The organism is Pseudomonas sp. EggHat1, from assembly GCF_014892995.1.
GTDB lineage: Bacteria > Pseudomonadota > Gammaproteobacteria > Pseudomonadales > Pseudomonadaceae > Aquipseudomonas > Aquipseudomonas chaetocerotis.
Window position 1 is genome coordinate 201,889 of sequence record NZ_JACKQK010000008.1, and the last position, 22,802, is coordinate 224,690.

The window sequence follows — 22,802 nt, forward strand, 5'->3', positions numbered from 1 at the left end:
GCCTACCGAAAGGCAATAGAAATCAATGGAAGGACATATGCGTACGCTATTTAAGTTTGCGGCAATCATTATTGCCGGCTCGTTTCTCGTAGGCTGCGGCGATGAGGACTACACGGGCGCCTATCGGTTACACGCGCCCAATGATCTGACCTTTGTTCTCACAATCCGAGGGGATGACGCGGATATCTTTGTGGAAAAAGGGCGGGAAGCCCGGATCAACCCCTTGGGCAGGATGAAGGTGTCAGTTAAAGGCGAGAAGCTGTTTCTTGATGACGTAAACAGCGATGAACGATGGGTTATGACACGTAACGTGGACGAGAGAAGTCTCGATTGCTTGAACTGCGAAGCACTTAATCTCAAGGATACCGTGCACTGGAAGTATGACCCCCAAGGGCCATATGACCTGGAGCAGCTTTTGAAGGAGCAGGCACGCAAGGATGAGGAGGCCCGTAATGCCGCACTGGAAAAGGTACAGAAGGAAGCCTTGGAGCAGGCACGCAGAAAATCAGAGGCCGCGAAACTGACACCTTATGAAGGCGATTGGGTCTATCAACGCACCACGAAGCATGATCCGTTGACCATCATGGGCATCTGGCGGGAGAGACAGATCAGGGTCTGGTTGTTCAAGTTTGAAAATATGGATCGCCTGGGGTACGAGACTCCAGGGTTTGAGGTAACAGATGCCGGCTTGAAGATCGGCGCAGGCCCCGATGCGTACCTGTACACCCTCAGCGCTGACAAAAGTGTACTGACCTGCATGGACTGTAGTAAGCCGGTGCGTTGGGCCAAGGCAGACCCCCAAAAGGATCTCAGTGATCGTTACTACGCGCGTAAGATCGCTGGTAACCCATGACGTCCTGACAGCAACCTGCCTTGTGAGCGGCGAGTGCCCAACGGCACTCGCCGGTCGTCGCTAGATCAATCCAAACCACAGTGGCAGATGGGGGAGTTGCAGCAGCGCCACCATGACGATGGTGGCTCCCCAAGCCCCCTCCAGTTTCCATTCCCACTTCAGCTCGATCCGTACTTTCTTCATCGTTTCTCTCTCCTGGTCTTTATCACGGTGAATGGCGTTGGTGCCGTCCGTGCGTTGGCCATGTTCTGGTGCGTTTGCGCGTGCCAGAAGCTGCCATTTCCAAAAAAACATGCCACCGGAAAAACCGAGTGGTGTGTTGAGGATGATGAAGAGGTGATCGAAAAGGCGCTCTATATGGGCCCTGTAGCGGGCCGCGTTACAACCTGCCGAAAGGCGAAGTACCTTTTTTCCGTGCCACCAGCCCGAGGATCGAGCCGCGCTGTGTTTTTCGCGGGCGCGAAAATCCAGGATGACAGCTCCTGTGGTTTACAGTTCGACGTTGAGTTCTCGAATCCCAATCCCGGAAGCAAAGCGTTCCACGGCAGTGAGGCTGGCCCAGATGCGCACGGGTTCGCGCCGCGAGCGCAAGGGCGTAAGCGTCCGGCCAACCCGTCTTGCACCAGGCGACCTATCTAGGGAGTTGTCGACGCAAAACTGGGCTTCCCTCGCCAAACAAGCGCAGGTATTGCGCGAATGTAGATCAGCTCACCTACCAACTCGACCAACGTCTGTGTGATTACCGCTGCGGCAGCAAGCCCTCGAATATCTTCAGGCAATGCTAAAGCCAGAGGCAGAACAACCAGGGAGTTTCGAGTTGATGAGCTAAAGGTTACTGCTCGTGCTGTCGTGGCTGGCAGTTTGGCAACTCCTGATGCCAGCGCTCCCATTAGTGGTGCCAGTACCAGAAAGCCAATGTACACAGGGATAACTGGAGCAAGCAGATTGATGTCGCGCACCACCGAAGATATCTGAGATCCAACCACCACGATCAGAACCGCAGCCATTGCTGGAACGGGTAGCCATGCCCACACGGCGTTCCACCCGGCGACAATGTTCGACCGCTTGGCCGCAGCAGCTGTAGCTACCGCCAAAAAAAGCGGCGCGACGATTAGGAGAAGAAACGCTTCAACGAATGGGCCGATGGAGATTACGACTTCGGATTGCCCACCCAGCATGAAGGCCAGGTAAACAGGCAGCAAAACAAGCTGAAGCAATAGTAGAACCGGGGTTGCCGAAAGAATCGCGCGCGAGTCGCCCTTGCCAATGTGAGTGAAGACCACCACGTAGTCGATACAGGGTGTCAGCAATACCAATAGAGCGCCAACGAGTATGGCCGGGTGGTCTACAAGGCCTCTAGTGATGCCCCAAACCAATAGCGGAATCAGTATGAAATTGGCGATGAGAAGCGCCGTCATGAAGCGTTTGTTGCTCAGCCCTTCACGCAAATCCAAGAAGGGTATTTGCAGAAACATTGCATACATCAGCACGGCGATTGTGGGGGTTACCAGCACATCCAGCCCTTGTGCTGCTGAGGGTGATATTAACCCGCCGATTGCTGCTGCTATGACCGCTACGAAATAGATCGGTATCTGGTTCTGCTCAAGCGTATCCCTGTTCATGACTCCCCCTCTAGCACGAAAAGGGCGTCAGACTAGCAAACCTGCCTCGATAAAGGGGCCCAACAATGCGGCAGCAGTTGGCCGATCTCACTCGCCCGCTGCGTCGGCAGTCGTGTCAGCACATCCTTGAGGTAGGCAGCTGCCACTACGTTTTGTTATCAAGCAGGTCCATAGCAAGGTCTGCATTCTCGTAGAGAACGAGTCTTTGCGCACGCGCGGCACGTATTTTGAGCTCGCATGGGGATGCCGTGTCAGTGCTCATAAGCAACTGTTTTGGAGACAGCGGCTTAACGGCGGGCTGAAGTGGTCTAATGTTGGTGGTGGTATAGAGGAAAAAGATGGAGGGGGCGAAGCCCCCTCCTATTGGGGTAAGGCGCTGTGAAGTGCTCGGTGTGGATTAGTGGAGTGGGCGCGCGCCCGGCTCCTCAAGTTCATCGAGCTCCAGCTGAACCTCAAGGGGGCCTTGGGGTTTTGCTGGTTTCACTTCATCAACCTCAAAGCAAAAGGCAGTTTTACCTACCTCATGGGCGTACAGGCGACGACCATTGCGGAGGGTGATGAATGGCCTGCAGATCATAGTACTCATACGAAGTTCTCCAATGAGAGACCTCGGAGGCACCTTGGGTCGAACGACCGCCGGTCAAGCAGGCTTGTCAGGGATAATTGATATCCGTAGAATGATTTCCCGCGATTGAAAAAACCTGACCTCCAAGGTTGGTTTAGTTAAATGTGCTCTTGGGTTCGGCAAAACCTTCGATGCACGGCTATCAGCTCACTTCCCTTGTAAGCAAGGGTGGTGGGCTTTTTGCTGCTTAAGACGCTAATGCAGCAAATTTCATATTCCCACACATTCTGTCAATAGTCAACAGCTGGATGGGTAGAATTTCAGGTATTTCAGGTGCTTACGATTTTGGTGCCTTCCTGTCTCGGTTCTCGCTGGTCAGATTTCAAACATTGGCTGCTCTGGCTCGGTGCGCAGGCTGATGTGGTCGGCTTGCCACTTCTTGAGCAGTTGCGATTGGGCGTACGATAGGGCTTCGTCCGAAATAACCTCGATATCGACTAGCTCAATCCAAATCCAGGCATCATCGCTGTCCTTGCTGGGTCGGCAGCGCGCCTCAAAAATCGACCGGATTGTCTCTGCTGCTGCGACGGCTGCGGCCCGGGCGGCAGCAGGGTCGACATCTGTCGCATAAAGCAGCGTAACTACGAGCTCATAGGGGTCATCGGCTCCGTTTCGCGCATTCTCTGTGCCGCCATCCACATCAAAGAACACTGCGGTGATGTGGTTGCCGGTGTCTTTGAAGGCCTTGGCCAGCTTCTCGGCGATCTTGGTCTCTTCCTTCAGGCGCCGATCAAACTCGTCCGGGAAAGCTGCTCTGCGATACCTGGCTGCTAGCCAGCGCTGAAACACACCATGCTCCCTATTCGTCATCCTGTGTGAGGGGCTGGGTAGGTGCTCGCTTAGTCCGTGCCTTGGGTTGTCGACTGCATCTTTGGGGATGAGAGCTCGTCTATTGGTGTCGATTTCAACGTGGACTTCTTCGCCGGTCGCGGAGAACCCCACGTGCAAGCGGCGGAGGTTCTTGCAGTTGGTGTAGTTGCCGTTGGGTGCTCCATCCAGGAAGGTGCCAAGCACTACCTCCACAAAGGGCTCGGTATCGGGTGGTTGTGCGAGGTCGCAGTCGTGGGAGGCAATGACTGCGGCAACCTTCTCTGGAGGGAGGTTCGGGGCGAGCTCCAGTTCCCGAACCGTTTCCGGTTGAAGAAGGTATCCCTGTCGCCAGGGTGTATCTCTGCTCCAGCTACCCATTCGGCTACTTCATCCTCTATGCCTGCTCATCAAGGTGAGGGGTGCCTGCATCGCTCGGGTCGATGGAGGTGGCAACCGCTCTTCCTTTAAGGCGATGGGTTATTCCTGAGCGCTGCCGAGCCTCTGCTTGAAGCATTGCTATAAGTGCCTTGGCGGCGGATTCGCCTGATTCCCCGCCTTGCATCTGCTCAAGGAGGGTTTTCCCGCCGGGCAGTCGCCGCTTGATCAAGCTGCCGCTGCCAGTGAGGCCCTCTCGGTGTAGCAAGGTTGTGGCGTCTGCTAGCTGCTGAAGTAATGTCTCGTTGTGTGTGGAGATAGGGTCTCCGGCTTGCCAGTTGTAGATGGCTTGGCGTGATACGCCAAAGAAGGATGCTAATTCGGTGACTGGAGGCTTAAGTGTGTTGCGCACAAATGCAAGGTTTTCGGCGGAGCTGCGAAGCTTGGCGCGCTGTGCGTCTGCATGGATCTTTCGCTCGGAATACTTGATATCGAGCAGGCGGTATCCTTTGTCGTCCCGCGTGGTGACGTAATGAGGTGTTGCTATTCCGCCAGTGCCGACCAGCAAGGCAAGCGCAACGCCTCCGCAGCCTCGGATGAAGCGAGAGGCTGCTCCCTTGGTGCGCTCGTCTTGATTGGTGCATGCCGCGGCGGCTTGCATTCCTCGCTTTTGGTGCGCGGCGCGATACTCAAGGCGCTGAGATGTCAGAAAGCTATTCGCTAGCTGCAGTTGCGCGCTTGTTTGATTTGAGGATGTGATGTGCATGGATTGGGGGCTCCCTTTAGGCATCCCAGGCTGAGCGCGCAAAATCCGTGGTCGTTGCGCGGAAGCATTGACCGATAAGCTCATGTAGCTCGTCCATTCTGGTTCGCACTTCGGAAATGTCGTACGGGCGCCGCTCGACGGAGAAGCCGTCTGTGTCGATGAGGGCGTGAATGCCCGCAATCGACGCGAAGCGCTCCTGTATCTTTAGGCGCTCGGGGTCGATGTCTGGGGGGAACGCCAGTCGGCCATTCTGGATGACGGTGCGGGCCACTACCTGGCCGATCCCGTCTGCCAGTAGAACGGCTTCTGCAAAGGAGTGGCTGAATGCGGACTCCTTCATCAGGGTTGGCAGCCCTAGCACTTGCGGGGCAAGGTATTGATCGAGATCCTCTCCTTGCCTGGGGACCACGGCATCAAGATAGCGTAACCCTAGGCGCTCAATGAAGCTCAGCCCGCCAATGGCTTCGTCCAGAATCCTCAGTCCTAGCTCAAGCTGCTCATAAAACTCATCGAAGCCGGCGTAAATCGTTGTCTCAAAGGTGATTGAGGTCGGCTGAAGAAGGAAGGCGTTGGTGTCATTTAGGTCGGAGAAAACAAAGCGATCCAGCTTCTGAATTGTTGGGGTTGGGGTCTTGTCATCCGCTCCGTCTGATGCGCTCTGGAGGGAGAGTTGCATCTGGGATGATTTGGTGAAGCCCGGATAGCCGGCTTTGCGCATGCGCTCCTGGATTTGTGGAATGTAGGAGTCCAGTGAAAGCAGGGGGTTGTGTTGCACCTGGCCTATCGTGAAGAAGACTGGTGGATTCTTGAGTTTGTTGCCCATTGCTCTCGTCCATGCTTGACACTTTGATTGACAGTTTACACATCGCTTTACAGATGCGCAATTCGATGAGTCGTCACCCTCCGGTTGGGCTTTGGCTTCTGGTGCTATTGGATTTCCGTCGGGCTTGGGGTGTGCGCTGTGCTGCTTAAGCCGCTCGCAACCTGCGCTAGAGGCTCGGCTGCCGGTCTTGATGGTCCGAGTGGGCGTCTCGTTCTGAGGTATAGGTGGTGCGGCGGTGAGTGCCTATTTGAGTGCCTTTTTAGTTGATTAAATGCATCGGCCTCAGCATTTCCGAGGCCTTCATCTATCAAGTTGCACTCCTATCTCCGCACCATGTCCAGCAAAGGGTCAGCTTCGGCTGACCCTTTGTCGTATCAGCGCTGCAAATTCCCTGGCGCTGCTGTCAAAGCCGGTGTGATGATGATTTCGGCTCAGGCGCTTGACGTCTGGCCCTGACCCGCAGGGGAGGTGCTCATGTTCATTCGCTCGCTTGTACTGATTCTGGCTGCGTCGTTCGCCGGTGTTGCGTTCGCCGATCAGCCGCAGACCATTCGCGTCATCCCCAAGAGCTACGTCAGCCCCGGCGCCAGTGGCAGCGTCTCGGGTTCGTCGAGTTATCAGCAGCACAACCTCTACGGTGGGCAGCGTCTGCCGCAGGGCAGCGTGCGTCAGGAAAGCAGCTATGGCAGCCATTCCAGCGAAAGCCGTGGTGGCATTCGGCAGAGCACCGAATACCCGGGCGGGCTGATCATCGAGCGCCAGCCGGGCAGTGGCAGTTATCAGCAGCAGCGCAGCCGCTGACGCCGTAGGCTCTGTACGAAAAGTGCCTGCGCTCGATGATGCTGCGTTAAAAACAGGCTGGAACGCCAGACCGGTCAAATGCTCATTTACAACACGTAAACTCGAATGCGAGCCCAGTCCGTTCTTCGCCTGTTTTTGTGGGGCCGCCATCGGTATTGCCTGACCTTCGCTCGACGACTTTTCATGCAGACCCTAGTGGCTGGCGGCAGTCTTGTTTTGGCCGCTAGGGGCATCGGCAATCACTGCGCGATTGCGCCCCTCGCTCTTGGCGCGGTACAGGCATTCATCGGCGCGCTGCAGCCAGCTTTCCCAATGCTCGCCACTGTGCAGAATGGCGCCGCCGATGGAGACGGTCACCGCGCCGCCAGGGCTTTTCAGCTCCTGTGCGACCCAGCTGAGCAGATTCTGCGCCGCGGCCTGCAGGCCCGCCAGCTCGGTATTGGGCAGCAACAGGAGAAACTCCTCGCCACCAAAGCGGAACAAGCGATCTTCCTTGCGTGAACAGCGCTTGATCAGCTCGACGAAGGCCACCAGCACCTGGTCGCCAACGTGATGACCGAAGCGGTCGTTGATCTGCTTGAAGTGATCCAGATCCATTACCAGCAGGCCGTAGCTGTCGCTGTGGCGGCGATGGCTGGCCATGGCGATCTTCAGTTCGTCGTTCATCGCCCGGCGGTTGCGTGCGCCGGTCAGCGGGTCATGAATGGCCAGCAGTTGCAACTGGTCGCGTTGGTTGCGGGTGCGGAAGGCGAAGATGAAGCTGAGCACGCTGGCCATCATGCAGGTGACCAGGAACGACACCATCTGGTAGTGGCTTTCGAACACGCTGCCGGGCACCAGCAGGGCATGGCTGACCAGGCTGACCAGCACCAGTGCAGTGGCCAGCAGGGCCTTGCCAGGCGTGACCATGAAGAAGTTGAAGAGGATCAGCGGGTAGATCCAGAACAGGCCGTTGACCCCCAGGTTGATGGCGATCAGCGTGGCGCCGACAGAGAACACGGCCGCCAGGTAAATACCGGGTTTGACCGTGTCGCGGGTGACCCAGGCATAGAGCACGGCGAACAGCGTGGACAGAACGATGATGGTGTCGGCGATGCCGACCAGATAGTTGCCCTGGAGCAAGCGGTAGATGGCATAGGGCGAGATGCCGATGACACCGAACAGCCCCATCAGGGTGATGATCGACAGCTGGAAATCGTTGCGCAGGCGCTTCAGCAAACGAGCGGTCTGGGTAGCCATAGCGTTTCTTTTCGTTGTTATGGGGCAAGCATGCAGAGCTTTGACCGCGGATGGCAAGGGGCATTCCTGAGCAAAGTGCCAGTATTTTTGCCCAGGGCGACAGGCTGCTCAGTGGATGCGCAGCGAGATGAGCGATTTAGTGCGCTGATAGCGGGTCAGCCGTTCGGCCAGCTCGGCCGGCAGGCTTTGACAGTCCTCGAAGCCCAGGCGCTGATAGAAGCTGCGCAGTTCGGGATGGCAGAACAGCCAGACGGGTTCGGGATGCAGTGCCAGGCTGTGGCTGAGCAGCGCAGCCGCCACGCCTTGACGTCGCAGCGCAGGGGTGACGAACAGGCCGGTCAGCCACTGCCCGCCCGCCAGTGGGCGCAGGCTGAGGGCAGCGACGATCTGGCTGGCGCTTTGTGCTACCCACAGTTCATCTCCCGTCTGGCTGCGCATCGGCGAGCGGTGGTCGCGGTAGAACTTGTCGACCAGAGGTCGTAGCTGCAGGGGCAGATGGCGAAAGTGCGGTGTGATCATGGATTCAGTGGCGGCTTACTTGACCATCGCATTTTGGTTAACGGTTGCGCATTTACGACCTGGCGGGCGGTGACAGCCCGTTCGCGTCGCCGCATCATGGACAATCGCATTTTGCTCAAGGATTCGCCGCGTGTCTCAGCCTTTCCCCGTATCCGTGGTGTTCGCTGCGCAGAGCGTTGCCGGCCAGGTACGTACGCACAACGAGGATGCCCTGGCCTGCCGTCCCGATCTGGGGTTGTGGGCGCTTGCCGATGGCATGGGCGGGCATGAGCGTGGCGAGGTGGCCAGTGCCCTGGCGCTGGAGGAACTGGTGGGCGCCGTGCAGCAGGGCGAGGAGCTGCTTGCAGCGGTGCATGCCGCCCATCTGGCAATCGTAGCGGCTGCGCAGCCCGTTGCGGGCGAGGCTGGCATGGGCAGCACCCTGGTTGCCGTGCGCCTGGACGGGGAGGAGTTCGAGCTTGCCTGGGTCGGCGACAGCCGCGCCTATCGCATCGGCAGCGAACATATCGAGCAACTCAGTCACGACCACAGCTGGGTCCAGGCCATGGTCGACGCCGGCCAGATGAGCGCCGAGGAGGCGCGTGAGCACCCGCGTCGCAACGTGATTCTGCAGTGCCTGGGACAGGTCGGGCAGGTGCCTGATGTCGGTTTGCTGCGCGCCCGGCTGGCGCCGGACGAACTGCTGCTGCTGTGCAGCGACGGGCTGACCAACGAGCTGGACGACGCGGCCATCCAGCAGTGTTGCGCCGAAGCGGCCACGCTGGAAACGATGGTCGAGCAACTGGTGGGGCTGGCTAATAGCCATGGCGGCAGAGACAATATCAGCTGCATCGTCCTGTGCCTTGGCCCAGCTGCCGAGCCCCGCGAAGCGCCGACCCCCGGTCTGCTGCGCAAGCTGTTCAAGTCCCTTCAACCCTGATTGCCAGTCGAGCCGCATGAGCCAGCCTTCCATCAGCGTACCCGGTTACAGCATTCACCACCGCCTCGGCAAAGGCGGCATGGCCGAGGTCTATCTGGCTACCGAGCAGGCGCTGCAGCGCCAGGTGGCGCTCAAGGTGCTGTTGCATCGTGAAGACGCCGCCTTCACCCAGCGCTTCATCAAGGAAGGCCATACCGTCGCCTCCCTGCAGCATCCTTCGATCATCACCATCTACCGCATCGACCAACTGGATGACGGCCGCCACTTTCTCGCCATGGAATACCTGGCTGGCGGCGATCTGGCCCAGTACAAGGGCCAGCGCCTGGAGCCGGCGCGCGCGCTGCGTATCGTCCGGCAGATCGCCAGCGCCCTGGCGCTGGTACACGACAAAGGGCTGGTGCACCGCGACATCAAGCCCGGCAACATCCTGTTTCGCGACGATGGCACCGCCGTGCTCACCGATTTCGGCGTGGCCAAGGAGCTGCAGCTCGACAGCGAGCTGACCCAGTCCGGTATTGCCGTCGGCAGCCCGGCCTACAGTAGCCCCGAGCAGGCGCAGTGTCAGGCGCTGGACGCACGCAGCGACATCTACAGCCTCGGCGTGATCCTGCTGGAAATGCTCAGCGGGCATAACCCCTTTCGCGGCGGCAACTACACCCAGACCCTGATGAACCAGTTGCAGCTGCAAGCGCCGCCGCTGCCAGAGCCTCTGGGCGAGTTGCAGTGGCTGCTCGACCGCATGCTGGCCAAGGACCCGGAAGATCGTTTCGCCGACTGCCACGTACTGCTGGCCAGCCTCGATCAGCTGCAGGATGTCGAGCAGGACCAGACCCGTCTGAGCCCGGCCGTCAGCCTGCCGCCTCGTCCATCCCGGCGGCGCTGGCTGCCCTGGGCCGTGCTCGGTCTGTTGTTGCTCGGCATGGGTAGCGCAGGCGGCTACTACTGGCAGTTGCAGCAGCGCATCGCCGGGCTGCTCGCGCTGGCTGAAACGCGCTTGAGCGAGGGGCACCTGTTGACCCCGGCGCAAGACAACGCTGACTACTATTTTCGCCAGACGCTGGCCCTGGATGCAGGCAACCGGCAGGCCAGCGACGGCCTGCAGCGCGTGCTGCAGGCACGCATCCAGCAGTATCTCGACCTGGCCGAGCAACGCCTGGGCGAGGGCTTGCTGATCCTGCCCGAGGACGACAGCGCGGTGTATTACTTCCGTCAGGTACTCGGCTGGGAACCGGACAACCTGCTGGCTCTGGCTGGCATCAATCGCGTGGCGCAGCGCTTCATCGAACAGAGCGAGGCGGCCTATGCGCGGCGTGAATACAACCTGGCGCTGGAACAGATCAAGCAGGGCCTCGAGGCAGAGCCCGACAACGAACGGCTGCTGGCCCTCTATGACAGCCACGAGCAGCGCGTGCGCCAGGCGGCGAACCGCCCGCGCAGCGCACAGCCGGCCCAGCAGAACCCGATCAAGCGTCTGCTGAACAACCTATTCGACTGACCCGAGGCGACCACGATGCTCAGACTGCAGTTCCTGGATAACCGCCAAGCGCCGGTCTGGCTGACCGACGAGCGCCTGACCATCGGCCAGGACAGCCGTAACCAACTGGTGCTCGGCGATGCCGGAATCGCCAGCTTCCACGCCGAGATCCGTCAGGATCACGGCTACTACTACCTCAGCGATGCCGGGCAGGGCGCCACCTGGGTCAACGACCAGCGCGTCGGTACCCGTTTTCAGCTGCGCGATGGCGATCGCCTGCGCCTGGGCGCCGTCGAACTGCAACTGGTCGATCCGGCGAAAAGTGTGGCCAGGCCCGAGGCCGCGGCGCCGCGCTGGTTTCTGCAGGTGATCCAGGGCGAACACCAGGGGCGCAAGTTTCATGTCCACGGCTCGATGACCTTCGGCCGTTCGAGCAAGTGCGAGTTGTGCTTCAGCGATCTGGAACTGTCGCGCCGGCATTGCGAGTTCTTTCTCAAGGACGACGTGCTGGAGGTCAAGGACCTTGCCTCGGCCAACGGCGTGCTGGTCAACCAGCAGAAGGTCAGGACCGCCGTGCTGCAACCGGGCGATCAGTTGAAGATGGGCACGGTGACGCTGCTGGTGATCGGGCCGAAGGTGAGCGTAAGCGATGCGCCCGACGAGGATGCCACCCAGTTCATGCGCGTGACGGACCTGCCGCCTGCGCTGGCTGCCAAGGTTGCAGGTGGCGGCGCCACGCAGATCGCCCCGGTGCCGCAGGCGGCGCGCGCCAGTGCCAAGGCTGCGTCGGCGGCGGCCAATCCACTGCGAGCAGCTCAGGCCAAACCCGCGCCCGTTGTCGTGGCGCCTGCGAACAGTGCGGGCAAGCTGTGGCTGGGTGGGATCGTACTGCTGCTGATCGGCGTTGGCCTTGGCGCTGTCGCGATGCGGCTATTGGGCTGAGGCGGGGCGCGTCGCCCGATAGAACCGGCATGGCGGGTTGCACCCGCCCTACGGGGTAGCGGTCGTGTCGTAGGGCGGGGGTACCCCGCCGTTGTGGTCCCGGTGGGTTGGTGCGCACCGAATGCCTCGAAACACGCTGAATCTCAGGCCGGCATCAGGCGTCGCCGCTCCGCACGGATCTCCGGCAGGTCGCTGCGGCGCAGGTAAATGCGCAGCGGTTCGCTGAGGTTGACCCGGTCATCGATGCGCTGTTCCTGCAGCCAGGCCAGGCGCTGGCGATCCAGGCGCATCAGTTCGCCTTCGGCGCTGCTCCACACGTATTCGCAGGTAGGGGTGATGGTTTCGGCCGGCACGTCGAGGCCGAAGCTGTCTTCGGAAAAACGCAGCAGGTACTGGCCGGTCTTGGCATTGAAGCCGACGAAGCCCTGCAACTGGTCGGCGGCCTGGCAGATATGGGCTGAGCTGATACTCATGGCAAACCTCGGAGTCCTGTGGGGTTTGCACGCAAAACGAATGGTTCTGGTTATCGGCGCAGCCTAATCGCTGGCATTGTCACCCGCGTTGTCGTGGATCAAGAAACGGCCGGGAGCGGTCTTTGATGTCGCTGGCGCCAGCCCTACAGGAACGGCTGGCGTTGCAGAGCCGGCAGCACCTGATCACGCAGCAGCGGGGCCAGGTCATCGGGCAGGGGCAAGGTGGTATCGAGCCAGCGCAGCTCTTCCAGCTCGGCGGCCGGCTGCACCGCGTGGGGCAGGGCGGCGCGATAGATGTCTGCCTGCACCCAGGTATCGGCCTCGTTGGCGGCGGGCGCCTGGAACTGGCCGAGCGGTCGCAGTGCACCGGCCTGAAGTTGCAGCTCCAGCTCTTCATAAAGCTCACGCGCGAGCGCCGACAGCGCGTCTTCGCCCGGTTCACGCTTGCCACCTGGCAGCATGAAGAATCGGGTGTTGCGCTTGCGCACGAGCAACAGACGACCTCGTGCGTCGAACAGGCAGGCGGCGGCGATATGCAGGGTGGTTTTCATGGGGCAAGCACTGAGCTGGTGGCGTCTCTGGCGAAACCGGACAACGCAAGTTGCCAAGCCTCGCCGCGGGGCGGTGCGCCTACGGGGCTGGAAGCCCTGCCTGATAGGGCGCCGGATCAGGGCGCCCGGCGAACATCAGCCGGCCAGGCCGACGTAAACGTTCTGCACGTCATCGTGGCCGTCGATGGCTTCGAGGAAGGCTTCGACTTCTTCCATCTGCTCCGGCGTCAGGCTGCTTACCGGGTTTTTCGGGCGGTAGCCGAGCTTGGCCGAGTTGACGGTGAAACCCTGCTCCGGCAGTGCCTTGCACACGGCGTCGAGGTCGGTCGGATCGGTGATGAACAGGGTCGAGCCCTCGTCATCGGGCACGAAGTCCTGGGCACCGGCTTCGATGGCGGCCAGTTCCGGGTCGGAACCCTCTTCGCTGCTGGCTTCGATCAGACCAACGTGGTCGAAGTCCCAGCTGACCGAGCCGGATGCACCGAGCTGGCCCTTGCGAAACAGCACACGGATCTCGGCCACGGTGCGGTTGACGTTGTCGGTCAGGCACTCGACGATCACTGGTACCTGATGCGGGGCGAAGCCCTCGTACTGGGTGCGCTCGTAGTTGATCACTTCACCGGACAGACCGGCGCCTTTCTTGATGGCGCGATCCAGGGTGTCCTTGGGCATCGAGGCTTTCTTGGCCTGGTGCACGGCCAGGCGCAGCTTGGGGTTCATGTCCGGGTCAGCGCCGTTACGCGCGGCGAGCATGATTTCCTTCACCAGCTTGCCGAAGATCTTGCCTCGGGCATTGGCGGCGGCTTCTTTGGGTTTGGCTTTCCACTGGGCGCCCATCTGGGGTCTCCTGGCCGATAGGTGAGAGGGTGTCGCGGCGCGCAGGGGCGGCCGGACGATCACTTAGGCTGCGGATTCTAGTGCCTTGCGGCGCCGGCGGCACGCGCAATTTCCCGGATGGTGTTTTTGCGGCAGGGGAGGGCCGACGCAGCGAGGCTGCGCCGGCAGGCTGGAGCTCAGGCGTCCGGTGAGTGGCTGCCGAGCAGGGTCTGGCCGTGCTTTTTCTCGCGCTTGGCCATGCGTTTCTCATGCGCCGTTTTCAGCGGTTTCTTCTTGCCTTCTTTGTGTGAATCCATGCTTTTGCTCATGGTCGCGTCTCCGGGAAGCAGTTCATTGACTGGGGGGATGCGTTCGGGTCACTGCCACCTCCTCGGCCCCTGTAGCCGACTGCAATGCAATATCGCCTTTCAAGCATAGCTGGCGGGCAACACTCTGTTGCGAATCGTGGGTCGTCACGCTGTTCGGTTTTTCTATGCTTGGTCTTCGTCGTCACTCGCTCGAGGAACTCACCATGCCCCGTTTACTTCAGCGTTTCGCCGCCGCGCTCGGCCTGCTGGTATTGCTGGGCGGCGCCCCAGTGCTGGCACACGCGGACGCCTTGCGTATCGGCATCATCGGCACCGGCAATATTGGCGGCACGCTGGCGCGATTGTGGGTCGAAGCGGGGCATGAGGTGATGATTTCCTCGCGCAATCCCGAACGTCTGCAGCCGCTGGCCGATGAGCTGGGCGAGCGTGCCCGCGTCGGCACCCCGCGTGAGGCGGCGGCCTTTGGCGAGGGGATTCTGCTGGCCGTACCCTATGGCGCGACGCCGCAGGTCGGGCGCGACTACGCCTCTGAGCTGGCTGGCAAGGTGGTGCTGGACGCTGGTAATCCCCGTCCGGGACGCGACGGGCCGATGGCCGAGGAGGCGGTCAAGATGGGCGCCGGATTGGCCTCGCAGCAGTTTCTGCCGGGCGTGCGCCTGGTGCGCGCGTTCAATGCCATCTCTGCGCACAACCTGCGTAGCCAGGCCCATCGCAGCGGCGAGAAGCTGGCCATCCCGCTGGCCGCGGATGACGAGGCGGCGCTGGAGGTGGCGGCGCGTCTGGTGACGGATGCCGGCTTCGACCCGGTGATCGTCGGACCGTTGTCCAGTGCCAAGTCCTTCGACTTTAACAGCGGCGTGTCGGCGCGCATGCCCACCGCGCGTGAGCTGCGCGAATTGCTGGGGTTGTGATGGCGCTTGCCTGGCTTGCTCGGGCCAGGGAACATGACGGCCCTGCGCAATCATCAAAAGGAGTTGTTCATGTCGCGTCGGATGCTGATCTCGGCTCTGCTGCTGGCGGCGGGAATGGTCCAGGCAGCACCCGAGCAGGTGCCGCTGTACCGGGAAATCAAGGACTGGGTGATCGCCTGCGACAACCTGCGGGCATGCCAGGCGCTGAGTGCCACGCAAGGCTTTGATTACACGCCATTGAGTCTTCATCTGCAGCGTGCTGCGGGTGCGCAGGCGCCGTTGGCGTTGTCGCTGCACCATGCCGGGCGAGGTGGATATGCACCGCTGCAGCTCGATGGTCACGCATTATCCAGTGCCGGGCGCCTGCGCCTGGTGGACGAGGATGGTGAAACACTGCTGGCGGCCGAGGGGGCCGATGCCCAGGTTGTGCTGGCCGAGTTGCGTAATGGTGCGCAGCTGCGTATGGCAGGCGATGGCGAGCACCAGGCGGTGGTGTCGCTCAGTGGGCTGTCCGCCGCATTGCTGCTCATGGATGCCGTGCAGGGGCGGATGGATACCCGCACGGCGTTGTACCGGTCGGGTACGCGCCCTGACAGCGAGGTGCCGGCGCCGCCGCAGGCGCCACGTCTGCGTGCCTATCCTGGCGTTGCACCACTGAGCGAAGTCGAACAGCATGACATCGCCCGGCACCTGATGGCCGCGACTCGCAGCCAGTGGTTCGAGGAGGGCATGACAGACGAGCCTGAGGCCGAGGCCTTCGCGCTCAACGAGCGCGAGGCGTTGGTCATCATTCGTACCTGGTGTGCGGCCTACAACTGCGATTTCGCGGTCTATCGCGTCAGCCGTCAGTCGCCGTATGTAGAGCAGGACATGCAGATCGATCCGCTGCCGTTGGGGCACGATGGGTTATCCGGCTGGGTCAGTTATCAGCCGCAGACAGGCGAGCTGGCTTACCTGCACAAGGGGCGTGGCATTGCCGATTGCGGCGAGTCGGGTAGTTGGCGCTTCGATGGCGAGCGTTTTCAGTTGGCCTCGTTCAGCTTCCTGAACCGCTGTGCGGGGCGTAACCCCGGCGAGTGGCCGCAGCTGTGGCGGGTGATCGAGCCCTGAACCGGCGTGGGTAGTTGGGCGCACCAGGGCTTCAGGCAGTATCGGGTCACGATCCAGGAAGCGGTGCGTAAGGCGCACCCTACGGGCGGGGGATCTATAGGTAGCGCCAGATCAGTTGCACACCCGCCATGAGAATGCCCAACCGCGCGATACGGTAGAACCACAGGTGGTTGACGCGCGATTGCAGCCACAGGCCGCTCCATACGCCCAGCGGCACGATGGGCGCGAGCATCAGGCTCAGCAGCAGGTTTTCCTCGGTGAACTGGCCCAGCGCCGCGTACGGGAACAGCTTGGCGGCGTTGGTCAGCAGGAAGAACAGGTTGATGGTGGCGACGAAGCGCACCTTGTCCATTTGCTGCGGCAGCAGGTGCATCATCACCGGCGGGCCGCCCGCGTGGGCGACGAAGCTGGTGAAGCCGGCCAGGCTCGACAGCAGTGTGCCGCGCCCTTTGTGCAGCGGGCGTGGCGCCTGGTTACCAACCACCAGGCCGAGCCCGACGAAGGTGATGGCGATGGCGCCTATCAGCAGGCCGATGGCGCGTTCGTCGAACAAACCGAAGGTCATCGAGCCGATGGCGATGCCGATCACTGCACCCGGCAGCATGACCTTGAGATTGGCCATATCCCACTTGCCCCAGTAGGCCTTCAGGCCCACCACATCGGCCAGGCAGAGAATCGGCAGCATCACTGCCACCGCCTGTTTCGGCGAGGTGGCCAGTGCCAGCAATGGCACGGCGATGCCGCCCAGGGCGCCGCCGAAGCCGCCCTTGGACAGCCCGGTGAGAAACACTGCCGGCAGGGCGAACAAAAGGAAATCGTGCAGAGTCATGGGTTTGGCGTAACGCTACGGAGGCGCGCAGGTTAGCAGCCGCCAGTGGCTGTGTGGCTTTTTTCCTCGGCCTCTGTGTCTTTCTGCTGTTGGGGGGAGGCTGCTCTAATGCCGGCTCACTCAACCTGAGGTTTGTGCTCATGACACCCAAGGATCTGCTGCTGGCGCTGCTGGTGATCGTCGTCTGGGGGCTGAACTTCGTGGTGATCAAGGTCGGCCTGCATGGCATGCCGCCGATGCTGATGGGCGCTCTGCGCTTCATGCTCGCAGCCTTTCCGGCGATCCTCTTCGTGCGACGGCCGCAGGTGCCGCTGCGCTGGATGCTGGCCTATGGCATGACCATTTCAGTGGGGCAGTTCGCCTTTCTCTTCTATGCCATGTACGTCGGCATGCCGGCTGGCCTGGCGTCGCTGGTGCTGCAGTCGCAGGCGTTCTTCACCCTGTTCTTCGCCGCGCTGTTTCTTGGCGAGCGGCTGCGTCGCAGTAACCTGTTCGGTTTGCTGGTGGCGGCCAGCGGTCTGGTATTGATCGGTCTGCAGGGCGGGCAGGCGATGACCCTGGCGGGCTTCGCCCTGACCATTGCGGCGGCCTCGATGTGGGCGCTGGGCAACGTGGTGACGCGCAAGCTGGGCAGGGTCAATCTGGTCGGCCTGGTGGTCTGGGGCAGCCTGATTCCACCGCTGCCATTTCTGGCCCTGTCGCTGTGGCTGGAAGGGCCGGAGCTGATTGGTCAGTCGCTGCGCACGCTCAGCCTGGACTCACTGCTGGTGCTGGCTTACCTGGCGTTCGGCGCCACCATTCTCGGCTACGGGCTTTGGAGCCGCTTGCTGTCGCGTTATCCAGCCAGCCAGGTGGCGCCGTTCTCGCTGCTGGTGCCGGTGGTGGGTATCAGCTCCTCGGCACTGTTGCTCGGCGAGCGCCTTGGCAGTCTGCAGATGGTCGGTGCGGCGTTGGTCATGGCCGGGCTGCTGATCAACGTCTGGGGCGGACGTTTGCTCGATAGCTGGCGTCAGCGCGAGCCGACGCTGCGGTAGGGTGCGCTGTGCGCGCCGCTTTCTGAATCGTGCCCTGATACTGCCTGGAGCCTTGGTGCGCACGGCGCACCCTACAACGACTGGCTCAGTCTTGCGGGCGTTTGCTCGATAGCTGGCGCCGACGCGAGCCGACAAGGCGTCACGAGATGCTGAACCGGATGAGCGCTGCTGTCACGAGCGGGGTACGTGAACCGAAGAGCCGCGCTGGCGACTCTTCGGTCTAGTCAGGTCAGTCCTGGCGGCTGGTGACTTCCAGCAGGTGGTAGCCGAACTGGGTCTTCACCGGGCCCTGTACCACGCCGACCGGCGCGCTGAAGACGACGGTGTCGAATTCCTTGACCATCTGACCGGGGCCGAACGAGCCCAGATCGCCGCCGCTGCGGCCGGACGGGCAGGAAGAATTGTCTTTGGCCAGTTGGGCGAAGTCGGCACCGCCTTCGATGGCGGCTTTCAGTTCGTTGCACTTGTCTTCGCTGGCAACCAGGATGTGGCGGGCAGTGGCGCGGGCCATGGGAGTACCTCCTATCAATGAAGGTGCAGAGCCTAGCGCAATCGTCTCGACAAGCAAACGGTAGGCCGTTCGTCCATTTCTCAGGAGTCGCCTCGGAGTCTGGCTTGTCCCATTTTCTGTAAGTGGGCATGTGCCCTGAACTCGGGTTTCACTGAGGAGACGTGCAGATGAACACCCTGAGCATCGACGGTTGGCGTAAGGCCGACAATGACAGCAAATCCATCCCCATCGGTACCCTGCAGTTCCATGTCAGCGAGGCGGAGCACTTGCGCCTGGAACGGGCTGAGGAAGAGCTGCAACACAGCGGGCTCAGAGACACCATGATCGACGCCGACATGCAGACGCTGGAGCTGGTCATGCCGGACGGCTTCGGCCCGCTGAGCGAATGCAAATGGCGCGTATACATCGGCGGCGAGGAGGGGCGGGGCCAGTTTCATCTGGTCGGCTACAGTGCCGAAGATGGCTGCCTGATCTACAGCAATGCGGTGATGGTCGACCTGTTGGGTTGACCGGCACAGGCAAAACCTTGCCCCGCGGTGGCAAGCCGCTGCCGCGAATGGATGCGCAACCCGCGTAATGACGGGCCTGCAGTGGCTGGCCCGGAATCTGCTTTGCATGAGGCGAACGGATTTCGCGGAGGCCTCATGACCAGTATCAACAACAGCATGCCTGCCATGCTCAGCTACTACGGCAGTCAGCTCAACAATCGCTCGAGCGCAGGCAGTGGCGACACCGGCGACCAGGTCAGTCAGGACCCGCTGGCCGACCTGCGGCGTTTCGCCCTGCAGGTGGTGGCGCGCAGTGATGGCGGACTGTTGCGTGCGATGAATGGCGGCGCGGCGCAACCCGGCAATGCCGTGCAGCCCACTGGCGACAGCCAGCCGGCGACCCCTTCGGTGATTCAATTGCCGGACGTGATGCAACTCGATCGCGACGATGCCGCCTCGCTGCTGGCGCAGGTACAGAAGATGGTGGATGCCGGCATGGAGGGCAGCGTGCGCATCTCCGGCTACAACGGCGACCAGCAGACCGACTCGCTGGAGACCTACCGTCAGTGGCTGCAGGAGAAGGGTGGGGTCAGCATCTACGTCTGATCCGCACCTGTTCAGCTCAGAACGGGCTCTACGTCCTCTCGGGTGATCACCCGGTTACGCCCGGCGCGTTTGGCCGCATAGGTGCGCCTGTCCGCCGCCAGCATCAGCTCGTCCAGTGATTGCCCGTCCACCCCGAAGCAGGCCACGCCGGCGCTCAGTGTCATGCGCAGCGTGGTCTCATCCACCGCCAGCGGCTGTGCCGCCAGGCGTTCGCGCAGGCTCTCGGCGATTTCTCGAGCTTGCGTCGCCGTGCTGCCTGGCAGCAGCACGGCAAACTCCTCGCCGCCCAGGCGGCAGAACAGATCGTTGACCCGCAAACGCTGCGCCAGCACCGTGGCGAAGTGAACCAGGGCGCGGTCGCCGACCTCGTGGCCGAAGCGGTCGTTGATCTGCTTGAAGTGATCGATATCGACGAATACCAGCGAAAGCGGCGTGCCATTGCGCAGCGCATGGGCACGCTCGCGCTCGAATACCTCGGCCAGCTTCAGCCGGTTTGGCAGACCGGTCAGGGAATCTGTGGTCGCCTGATCGGTCAGACGCTGCTCGTTGAGGAGGCGGCTGCGCTCGTAGATATGCGCAAAAATCATCACTGCCAGGCTGGCCAGGCCAAGATTGGCGATGATCTCGATGTTTTGCAGCAATTGATCAGAGGCAAACCGCCGGCTGAAGACGAACAGGCCGATGCCGACGAACAGCACCGAGCCGTACATGCCCAGACGCAGCCCCAGCAGCAGATAGCAGATGATCGGAATCGACTGTATCCAGGCGAACACCGCGAAGGTGGTGTGGGTCTGAGCCAGCGCCAAAATCATGATGCTGAAGAACGGCAGCAGGTAAACCGCGGTCAATAGCTGCAAGTTGTGCGTTCGGTCGACGATGGTCAGCAGATACAGCGACACAGCGGCGTAGCCGATCTCCAGACCGGCCAGCAGCCAGTTGTCGTGCAGCAGATTGACCACGGAGAAGAACAAACCACCGCTCAAGGTGATCCATAGCAAGGCCTTGAGGACCAGGCGACGATGTTGTTCGTTCTTGGCGAAGTAACCGGGCATCAGTGTTCTCAGCGGGAGAGGCAAGTGCGCAAATTGTTCGATGACGGCAGATGGCGTCATGCAGGAACCCTGCCGTTCGGCCGCGATGCCAGTGCATGCGGGCGTTCGATGGGACCAGGAAACCGGCCATGATCCTGCGCCGGAAATTGCGTCAGAATCACGACGTTAGTTGGGAGAGGACGGTATGACAACAACAAAGGGCATATGGGGATGGCAACGCTGCCTGTTGGCGCTGCTGCTGATGGGCTTTTGGGGCGCGGCTCAGGCCGCTGAGGACCTTGCGCTGATCGAGACGATCAACAGCTATCGCAGCGAGGTGCAACGCTGCGGCGTGCAGGCCTCCGAGCCACTGCCACCGTTGACCAACGACCCACGTCTGATCCTGCCTGCCAATGGCACCGCGGATCTGCAGGATTCGCTGAGCGCGGCCGGTTATCCGTTGGTCAACGTACAAGCCATCACGCTCTCCGGCCCGCGCAATGCGCAGGCGGCCATGCAGGCCTTGAGCGAGAGTTTCTGTCGTGTGTTGCTCGATCCGCAATTCATCGACATCGGTGTCAGCCAGCAGGATCGTGACTGGCGCATCGTGCTTGCACGGCCGCTGCTCAGTGCGCGCCTGCAAACCTGGCAGACCGAGGGGGAAAGTCTGCTGCTGCTGATCAACTCGGCCCGCGCCGAGGCGCGCCAATGCGGTGACCAGCGCTTTGCCGCTGCCGCGCCGCTGGTATGGAACGCCGAGCTGGGCAACGCTGCCGAGAGCCACAGTCGGGCCATGGCCAATGGCAACTTCTTCGCCCACCAGGGGCGTGACGGCCTGACGCCGGGTGACCGCGCGGAGCTGGCGGGTTACAGCGGTAGCAAGGTTGGCGAGAACATCGCGGCGGCTCTGGATAGCACCGCCAAGGTGGTCGAGGGCTGGCTGGCCAGCTCCGGGCACTGCGCCAACATCATGAATCCGGCGTTCAGCGAACTAGGCGCTGCCTACGCCAACGACCCGCAGAGCGATGCTGGCATCTACTGGACGGCGCTGTTCGGCGGGCAATGAGCCAGTGGCTCAGGCGACGCCGAATACCTGGGCCAGGTGCTGCTCGTAGCGCACCACGTCGCGCTCGATGTTCGGCACCTTCATCACGTCGTTGCAGATGAAAGTGGGCAGGCTGCTCATGCCGAGGAATTCGTTGGCCTTGTGGAAGGGGAAGTACACCGCGTCCACGCCTTTGCCTTCGAAGAAATCGGTCGGGTCCTCGAAGGCCTGCACCGGGGCGTTCCAGGTCAGCGACAGCATGTACTGCTTGCCCTGGATCAGGCCGCCGCTGCCGTACTTCTGCGAGGCGTCGGAACGGGTACGGCCGTCGCTGGCATAGAGGCTGCCGTGACCGGCGGTGAACACCTCGTCGAGGTACTTCTTCACCGTCCAGGGTGCGCCCATCCACCAACCGGGCATCTGGTAGATCACCACGTCGGCCCAAAGGAATTTCTGCACTTCTTCTTCCACGTCGTAGCCGCCGTCGATGAAGGTGGTCTTGACGTCGAAGCCGGCGCGGTCGAGAAAGGCCAGCGCTGCGTCATGCAGGGTGCTGTTGTACTGGCCGTGGGAGTGGGCAAAGGCTTTGCCGCCGTTGAGCAGGAGGATCTTTTTCATGGGGGTTCTCCAAAAATGTGGCGGCAGGTTATCCAGTCCTGCGCGTGCGAAACACCCCGGAACGGTCAAATGATTATTGACTGAAAGTCATGAAAGGCTTGTCGAATACTGCATTATGGTGGGGCATCTTCCCGCATCGAGGAACCTGCTCCATGTACGGCTTCATCCTTCACGCCCACACCAGACCCGAACAGGCCGAGGCCTTCGAGCAACTGTTCCGTGCTTACGTCGAACCCAGTCGCGCCGAGCTCGGCTGCATCGAATATCACATGCTGCGCGACGCGCAGGACCCAACGCTGTTCATCTTCTACGAGGTGTGGGCGTCACGGGAGGCGTTTGCCGAGCATACGGCCCTGCCACACATGCGCGCGTTTCACGACACGCGCATGGACTACCTGCGTCGTGATGTCGAGATTCGTGAAATCGAGATGCTCAGCCCGGCCCGTTGAGTGAGTCGCTGAAAACCCGGTGCGCACGACCTTGGCGGCCCCGCGACAGCCTACGGAGCGTGTTGCTGCTGTAGGGTGCGCCGTGTGTTCAGCCGGGGGACATAGGTAACGGGTGTCGGGAGACATAGGTAACGCATTTAGGCTTACGGAGTTCATCGAATCGGGAGATCGAGTGATGCCGTGGCCGGAGCGCAGCACTATGTCGATAAGGCGTGAATTTGTTCTGTTGGCGG

Annotated in this window: 27 protein-coding genes and 1 pseudogene; 12 read left to right on the forward strand and 16 right to left on the reverse strand. The window is 61.5% G+C overall.

The features are described from left to right. Positions 1 to 37 precede the first annotated feature (37 nt). Positions 38 to 853, forward strand: coding sequence for a hypothetical protein (locus tag INS93_RS14945; RefSeq protein ID WP_192983349.1), 816 nt, complete (start codon positions 38 to 40; stop codon positions 851 to 853). Positions 854 to 913: 60 nt separating this feature from the next. Here the strand turns inward: INS93_RS14945 and INS93_RS14950 are convergent, their stop codons facing one another. From INS93_RS14950 to INS93_RS14980, 7 genes and pseudogenes are all read right to left on the reverse strand, one after another. Then, positions 914 to 1,147, reverse strand: coding sequence for a hypothetical protein (locus INS93_RS14950; protein ID WP_192983352.1), 234 nt, complete (start codon positions 1,145 to 1,147; stop codon positions 914 to 916). A 341-nt stretch (positions 1,148 to 1,488) separates the two neighbouring features. After that, entirely contained in the window at positions 1,489 to 2,475 is a 987-nt protein-coding gene (locus tag INS93_RS14955; protein WP_143510298.1) for an arsenic resistance protein, read from the reverse strand. Between the two features lie 32 nt (positions 2,476 to 2,507). Beyond that, positions 2,508 to 2,612: pseudogene (locus INS93_RS14960) on the reverse strand (transposase domain-containing protein); the annotation flags it as partial. A gap of 260 nt (positions 2,613 to 2,872) precedes the next feature. Next, on the reverse strand, positions 2,873 to 3,061 hold the full coding sequence (locus tag INS93_RS14965; protein WP_226945539.1) for a hypothetical protein: 189 nt from the start codon (positions 3,059 to 3,061) through the stop codon (positions 2,873 to 2,875). Between the two features lie 354 nt (positions 3,062 to 3,415). After that, complete coding sequence (locus INS93_RS14970; protein ID WP_192983354.1) at positions 3,416 to 4,288, reverse strand: hypothetical protein; 873 nt, start codon at positions 4,286 to 4,288, stop codon at positions 3,416 to 3,418. Between the two features lie 16 nt (positions 4,289 to 4,304). Further along, a complete protein-coding gene (locus INS93_RS14975) occupies positions 4,305 to 5,051 on the reverse strand; it encodes a Cro/Cl family transcriptional regulator (RefSeq protein WP_192983356.1) in 747 nt (248 codons plus the stop codon). Between the two features lie 16 nt (positions 5,052 to 5,067). Continuing rightward, positions 5,068 to 5,874, reverse strand: coding sequence for a TIGR04255 family protein (locus INS93_RS14980; RefSeq protein WP_192983358.1), 807 nt, complete (start codon positions 5,872 to 5,874; stop codon positions 5,068 to 5,070). Between the two features lie 474 nt (positions 5,875 to 6,348). Here INS93_RS14980 and INS93_RS14985 point away from each other — a divergent pair, with 474 nt between their 5' ends. After that, positions 6,349 to 6,675 (forward strand): hypothetical protein, encoded by a 327-nt coding sequence (locus tag INS93_RS14985; RefSeq protein ID WP_192983360.1) that lies wholly within the window; start codon positions 6,349 to 6,351, stop codon positions 6,673 to 6,675. Positions 6,676 to 6,867: 192 nt separating this feature from the next. Here the strand turns inward: INS93_RS14985 and INS93_RS14990 are convergent, their stop codons facing one another. Both INS93_RS14990 and INS93_RS14995 read right to left on the reverse strand, forming a co-directional pair. Further along, on the reverse strand, positions 6,868 to 7,914 hold the full coding sequence (locus INS93_RS14990) for a GGDEF domain-containing protein (RefSeq protein ID WP_192983376.1): 1,047 nt from the start codon (positions 7,912 to 7,914) through the stop codon (positions 6,868 to 6,870). A 108-nt stretch (positions 7,915 to 8,022) separates the two neighbouring features. Beyond that, on the reverse strand, positions 8,023 to 8,433 hold the full coding sequence (locus INS93_RS14995) for a GNAT family N-acetyltransferase (RefSeq protein ID WP_192983379.1): 411 nt from the start codon (positions 8,431 to 8,433) through the stop codon (positions 8,023 to 8,025). Positions 8,434 to 8,563: 130 nt separating this feature from the next. Here INS93_RS14995 and INS93_RS15000 point away from each other — a divergent pair, with 130 nt between their 5' ends. The 3 genes from INS93_RS15000 to INS93_RS15010 are packed head-to-tail and all read left to right on the forward strand — an operon-like array spanning position 8,564 to position 11,768. Then, entirely contained in the window at positions 8,564 to 9,352 is a 789-nt protein-coding gene (locus INS93_RS15000) for a PP2C family protein-serine/threonine phosphatase (protein ID WP_192983383.1), read from the forward strand. Between the two features lie 16 nt (positions 9,353 to 9,368). Further along, positions 9,369 to 10,847 carry a serine/threonine-protein kinase gene (locus INS93_RS15005; RefSeq protein WP_192983386.1) on the forward strand — a complete coding sequence of 493 codons (1,479 nt, stop codon included), beginning with the start codon at positions 9,369 to 9,371 and terminating at the stop codon, positions 10,845 to 10,847. Positions 10,848 to 10,862: 15 nt separating this feature from the next. Continuing rightward, positions 10,863 to 11,768: an FHA domain-containing protein gene (locus INS93_RS15010; RefSeq protein ID WP_192983389.1), complete on the forward strand. Its 906-nt coding sequence runs from the start codon at positions 10,863 to 10,865 to the stop codon at positions 11,766 to 11,768. 143 nt (positions 11,769 to 11,911) lie between these two features. Here INS93_RS15010 and INS93_RS15015 read toward each other — a convergent pair whose 3' ends face one another. The 3 genes from INS93_RS15015 to INS93_RS15025 form a co-directional block, all read right to left on the reverse strand. Beyond that, complete coding sequence (locus tag INS93_RS15015) at positions 11,912 to 12,241, reverse strand: DUF2025 family protein (RefSeq protein ID WP_192983392.1); 330 nt, start codon at positions 12,239 to 12,241, stop codon at positions 11,912 to 11,914. Between the two features lie 143 nt (positions 12,242 to 12,384). Further along, positions 12,385 to 12,792 (reverse strand): NUDIX hydrolase, encoded by a 408-nt coding sequence (locus tag INS93_RS15020; protein WP_192983395.1) that lies wholly within the window; start codon positions 12,790 to 12,792, stop codon positions 12,385 to 12,387. A 135-nt stretch (positions 12,793 to 12,927) separates the two neighbouring features. Beyond that, on the reverse strand, positions 12,928 to 13,629 hold the full coding sequence (locus INS93_RS15025) for a YebC/PmpR family DNA-binding transcriptional regulator (protein WP_192983398.1): 702 nt from the start codon (positions 13,627 to 13,629) through the stop codon (positions 12,928 to 12,930). A 511-nt stretch (positions 13,630 to 14,140) separates the two neighbouring features. Here INS93_RS15025 and INS93_RS15030 point away from each other — a divergent pair. Continuing rightward, complete coding sequence (locus INS93_RS15030) at positions 14,141 to 14,848, forward strand: NADPH-dependent F420 reductase (protein ID WP_192983401.1); 708 nt, start codon at positions 14,141 to 14,143, stop codon at positions 14,846 to 14,848. Between the two features lie 69 nt (positions 14,849 to 14,917). Then, positions 14,918 to 15,958 carry a DUF1176 domain-containing protein gene (locus INS93_RS15035; RefSeq protein ID WP_192983404.1) on the forward strand — a complete coding sequence of 347 codons (1,041 nt, stop codon included), beginning with the start codon at positions 14,918 to 14,920 and terminating at the stop codon, positions 15,956 to 15,958. A gap of 94 nt (positions 15,959 to 16,052) precedes the next feature. Here the strand turns inward: INS93_RS15035 and INS93_RS15040 are convergent, their stop codons facing one another. Continuing rightward, the gene (locus tag INS93_RS15040) at positions 16,053 to 16,787 is read right to left on the reverse strand and encodes a sulfite exporter TauE/SafE family protein (RefSeq protein WP_192983407.1); all 735 of its coding nucleotides are present in this window, start codon (positions 16,785 to 16,787) and stop codon (positions 16,053 to 16,055) included. A 140-nt stretch (positions 16,788 to 16,927) separates the two neighbouring features. On the opposite strand from INS93_RS15040, the gene INS93_RS15045 reads away from it, so the two are divergent. Next, a complete protein-coding gene (locus tag INS93_RS15045; protein ID WP_192983410.1) occupies positions 16,928 to 17,821 on the forward strand; it encodes an EamA family transporter in 894 nt (297 codons plus the stop codon). Positions 17,822 to 18,050: 229 nt separating this feature from the next. Here the strand turns inward: INS93_RS15045 and INS93_RS15050 are convergent, their stop codons facing one another. Continuing rightward, positions 18,051 to 18,332 carry a peptidylprolyl isomerase gene (locus tag INS93_RS15050; protein ID WP_003462270.1) on the reverse strand — a complete coding sequence of 94 codons (282 nt, stop codon included), beginning with the start codon at positions 18,330 to 18,332 and terminating at the stop codon, positions 18,051 to 18,053. Positions 18,333 to 18,499: 167 nt separating this feature from the next. On the opposite strand from INS93_RS15050, the gene INS93_RS15055 reads away from it, so the two are divergent. Then, positions 18,500 to 18,841: a hypothetical protein gene (locus INS93_RS15055; RefSeq protein ID WP_160017398.1), complete on the forward strand. Its 342-nt coding sequence runs from the start codon at positions 18,500 to 18,502 to the stop codon at positions 18,839 to 18,841. A 135-nt stretch (positions 18,842 to 18,976) separates the two neighbouring features. Further along, positions 18,977 to 19,426: a hypothetical protein gene (locus INS93_RS15060; RefSeq protein WP_192983413.1), complete on the forward strand. Its 450-nt coding sequence runs from the start codon at positions 18,977 to 18,979 to the stop codon at positions 19,424 to 19,426. 11 nt (positions 19,427 to 19,437) lie between these two features. Here INS93_RS15060 and INS93_RS15065 read toward each other — a convergent pair whose 3' ends face one another. Then, positions 19,438 to 20,478, reverse strand: a complete 1,041-nt coding sequence (locus INS93_RS15065; RefSeq protein WP_192983416.1) for a GGDEF domain-containing protein — start codon at positions 20,476 to 20,478, stop codon at positions 19,438 to 19,440. A 184-nt stretch (positions 20,479 to 20,662) separates the two neighbouring features. On the opposite strand from INS93_RS15065, the gene INS93_RS15070 reads away from it, so the two are divergent. Next, positions 20,663 to 21,523, forward strand: coding sequence for a CAP domain-containing protein (locus tag INS93_RS15070; RefSeq protein ID WP_192983419.1), 861 nt, complete (start codon positions 20,663 to 20,665; stop codon positions 21,521 to 21,523). Positions 21,524 to 21,532: 9 nt separating this feature from the next. Here the strand turns inward: INS93_RS15070 and INS93_RS15075 are convergent, their stop codons facing one another. Next, a complete protein-coding gene (locus INS93_RS15075) occupies positions 21,533 to 22,120 on the reverse strand; it encodes an NAD(P)H-dependent oxidoreductase (RefSeq protein ID WP_192983422.1) in 588 nt (195 codons plus the stop codon). Positions 22,121 to 22,272: 152 nt separating this feature from the next. On the opposite strand from INS93_RS15075, the gene INS93_RS15080 reads away from it, so the two are divergent. Next, entirely contained in the window at positions 22,273 to 22,569 is a 297-nt protein-coding gene (locus INS93_RS15080) for a putative quinol monooxygenase (protein ID WP_192983425.1), read from the forward strand. The last annotated feature ends 233 nt before the right edge of the window (positions 22,570 to 22,802 follow it).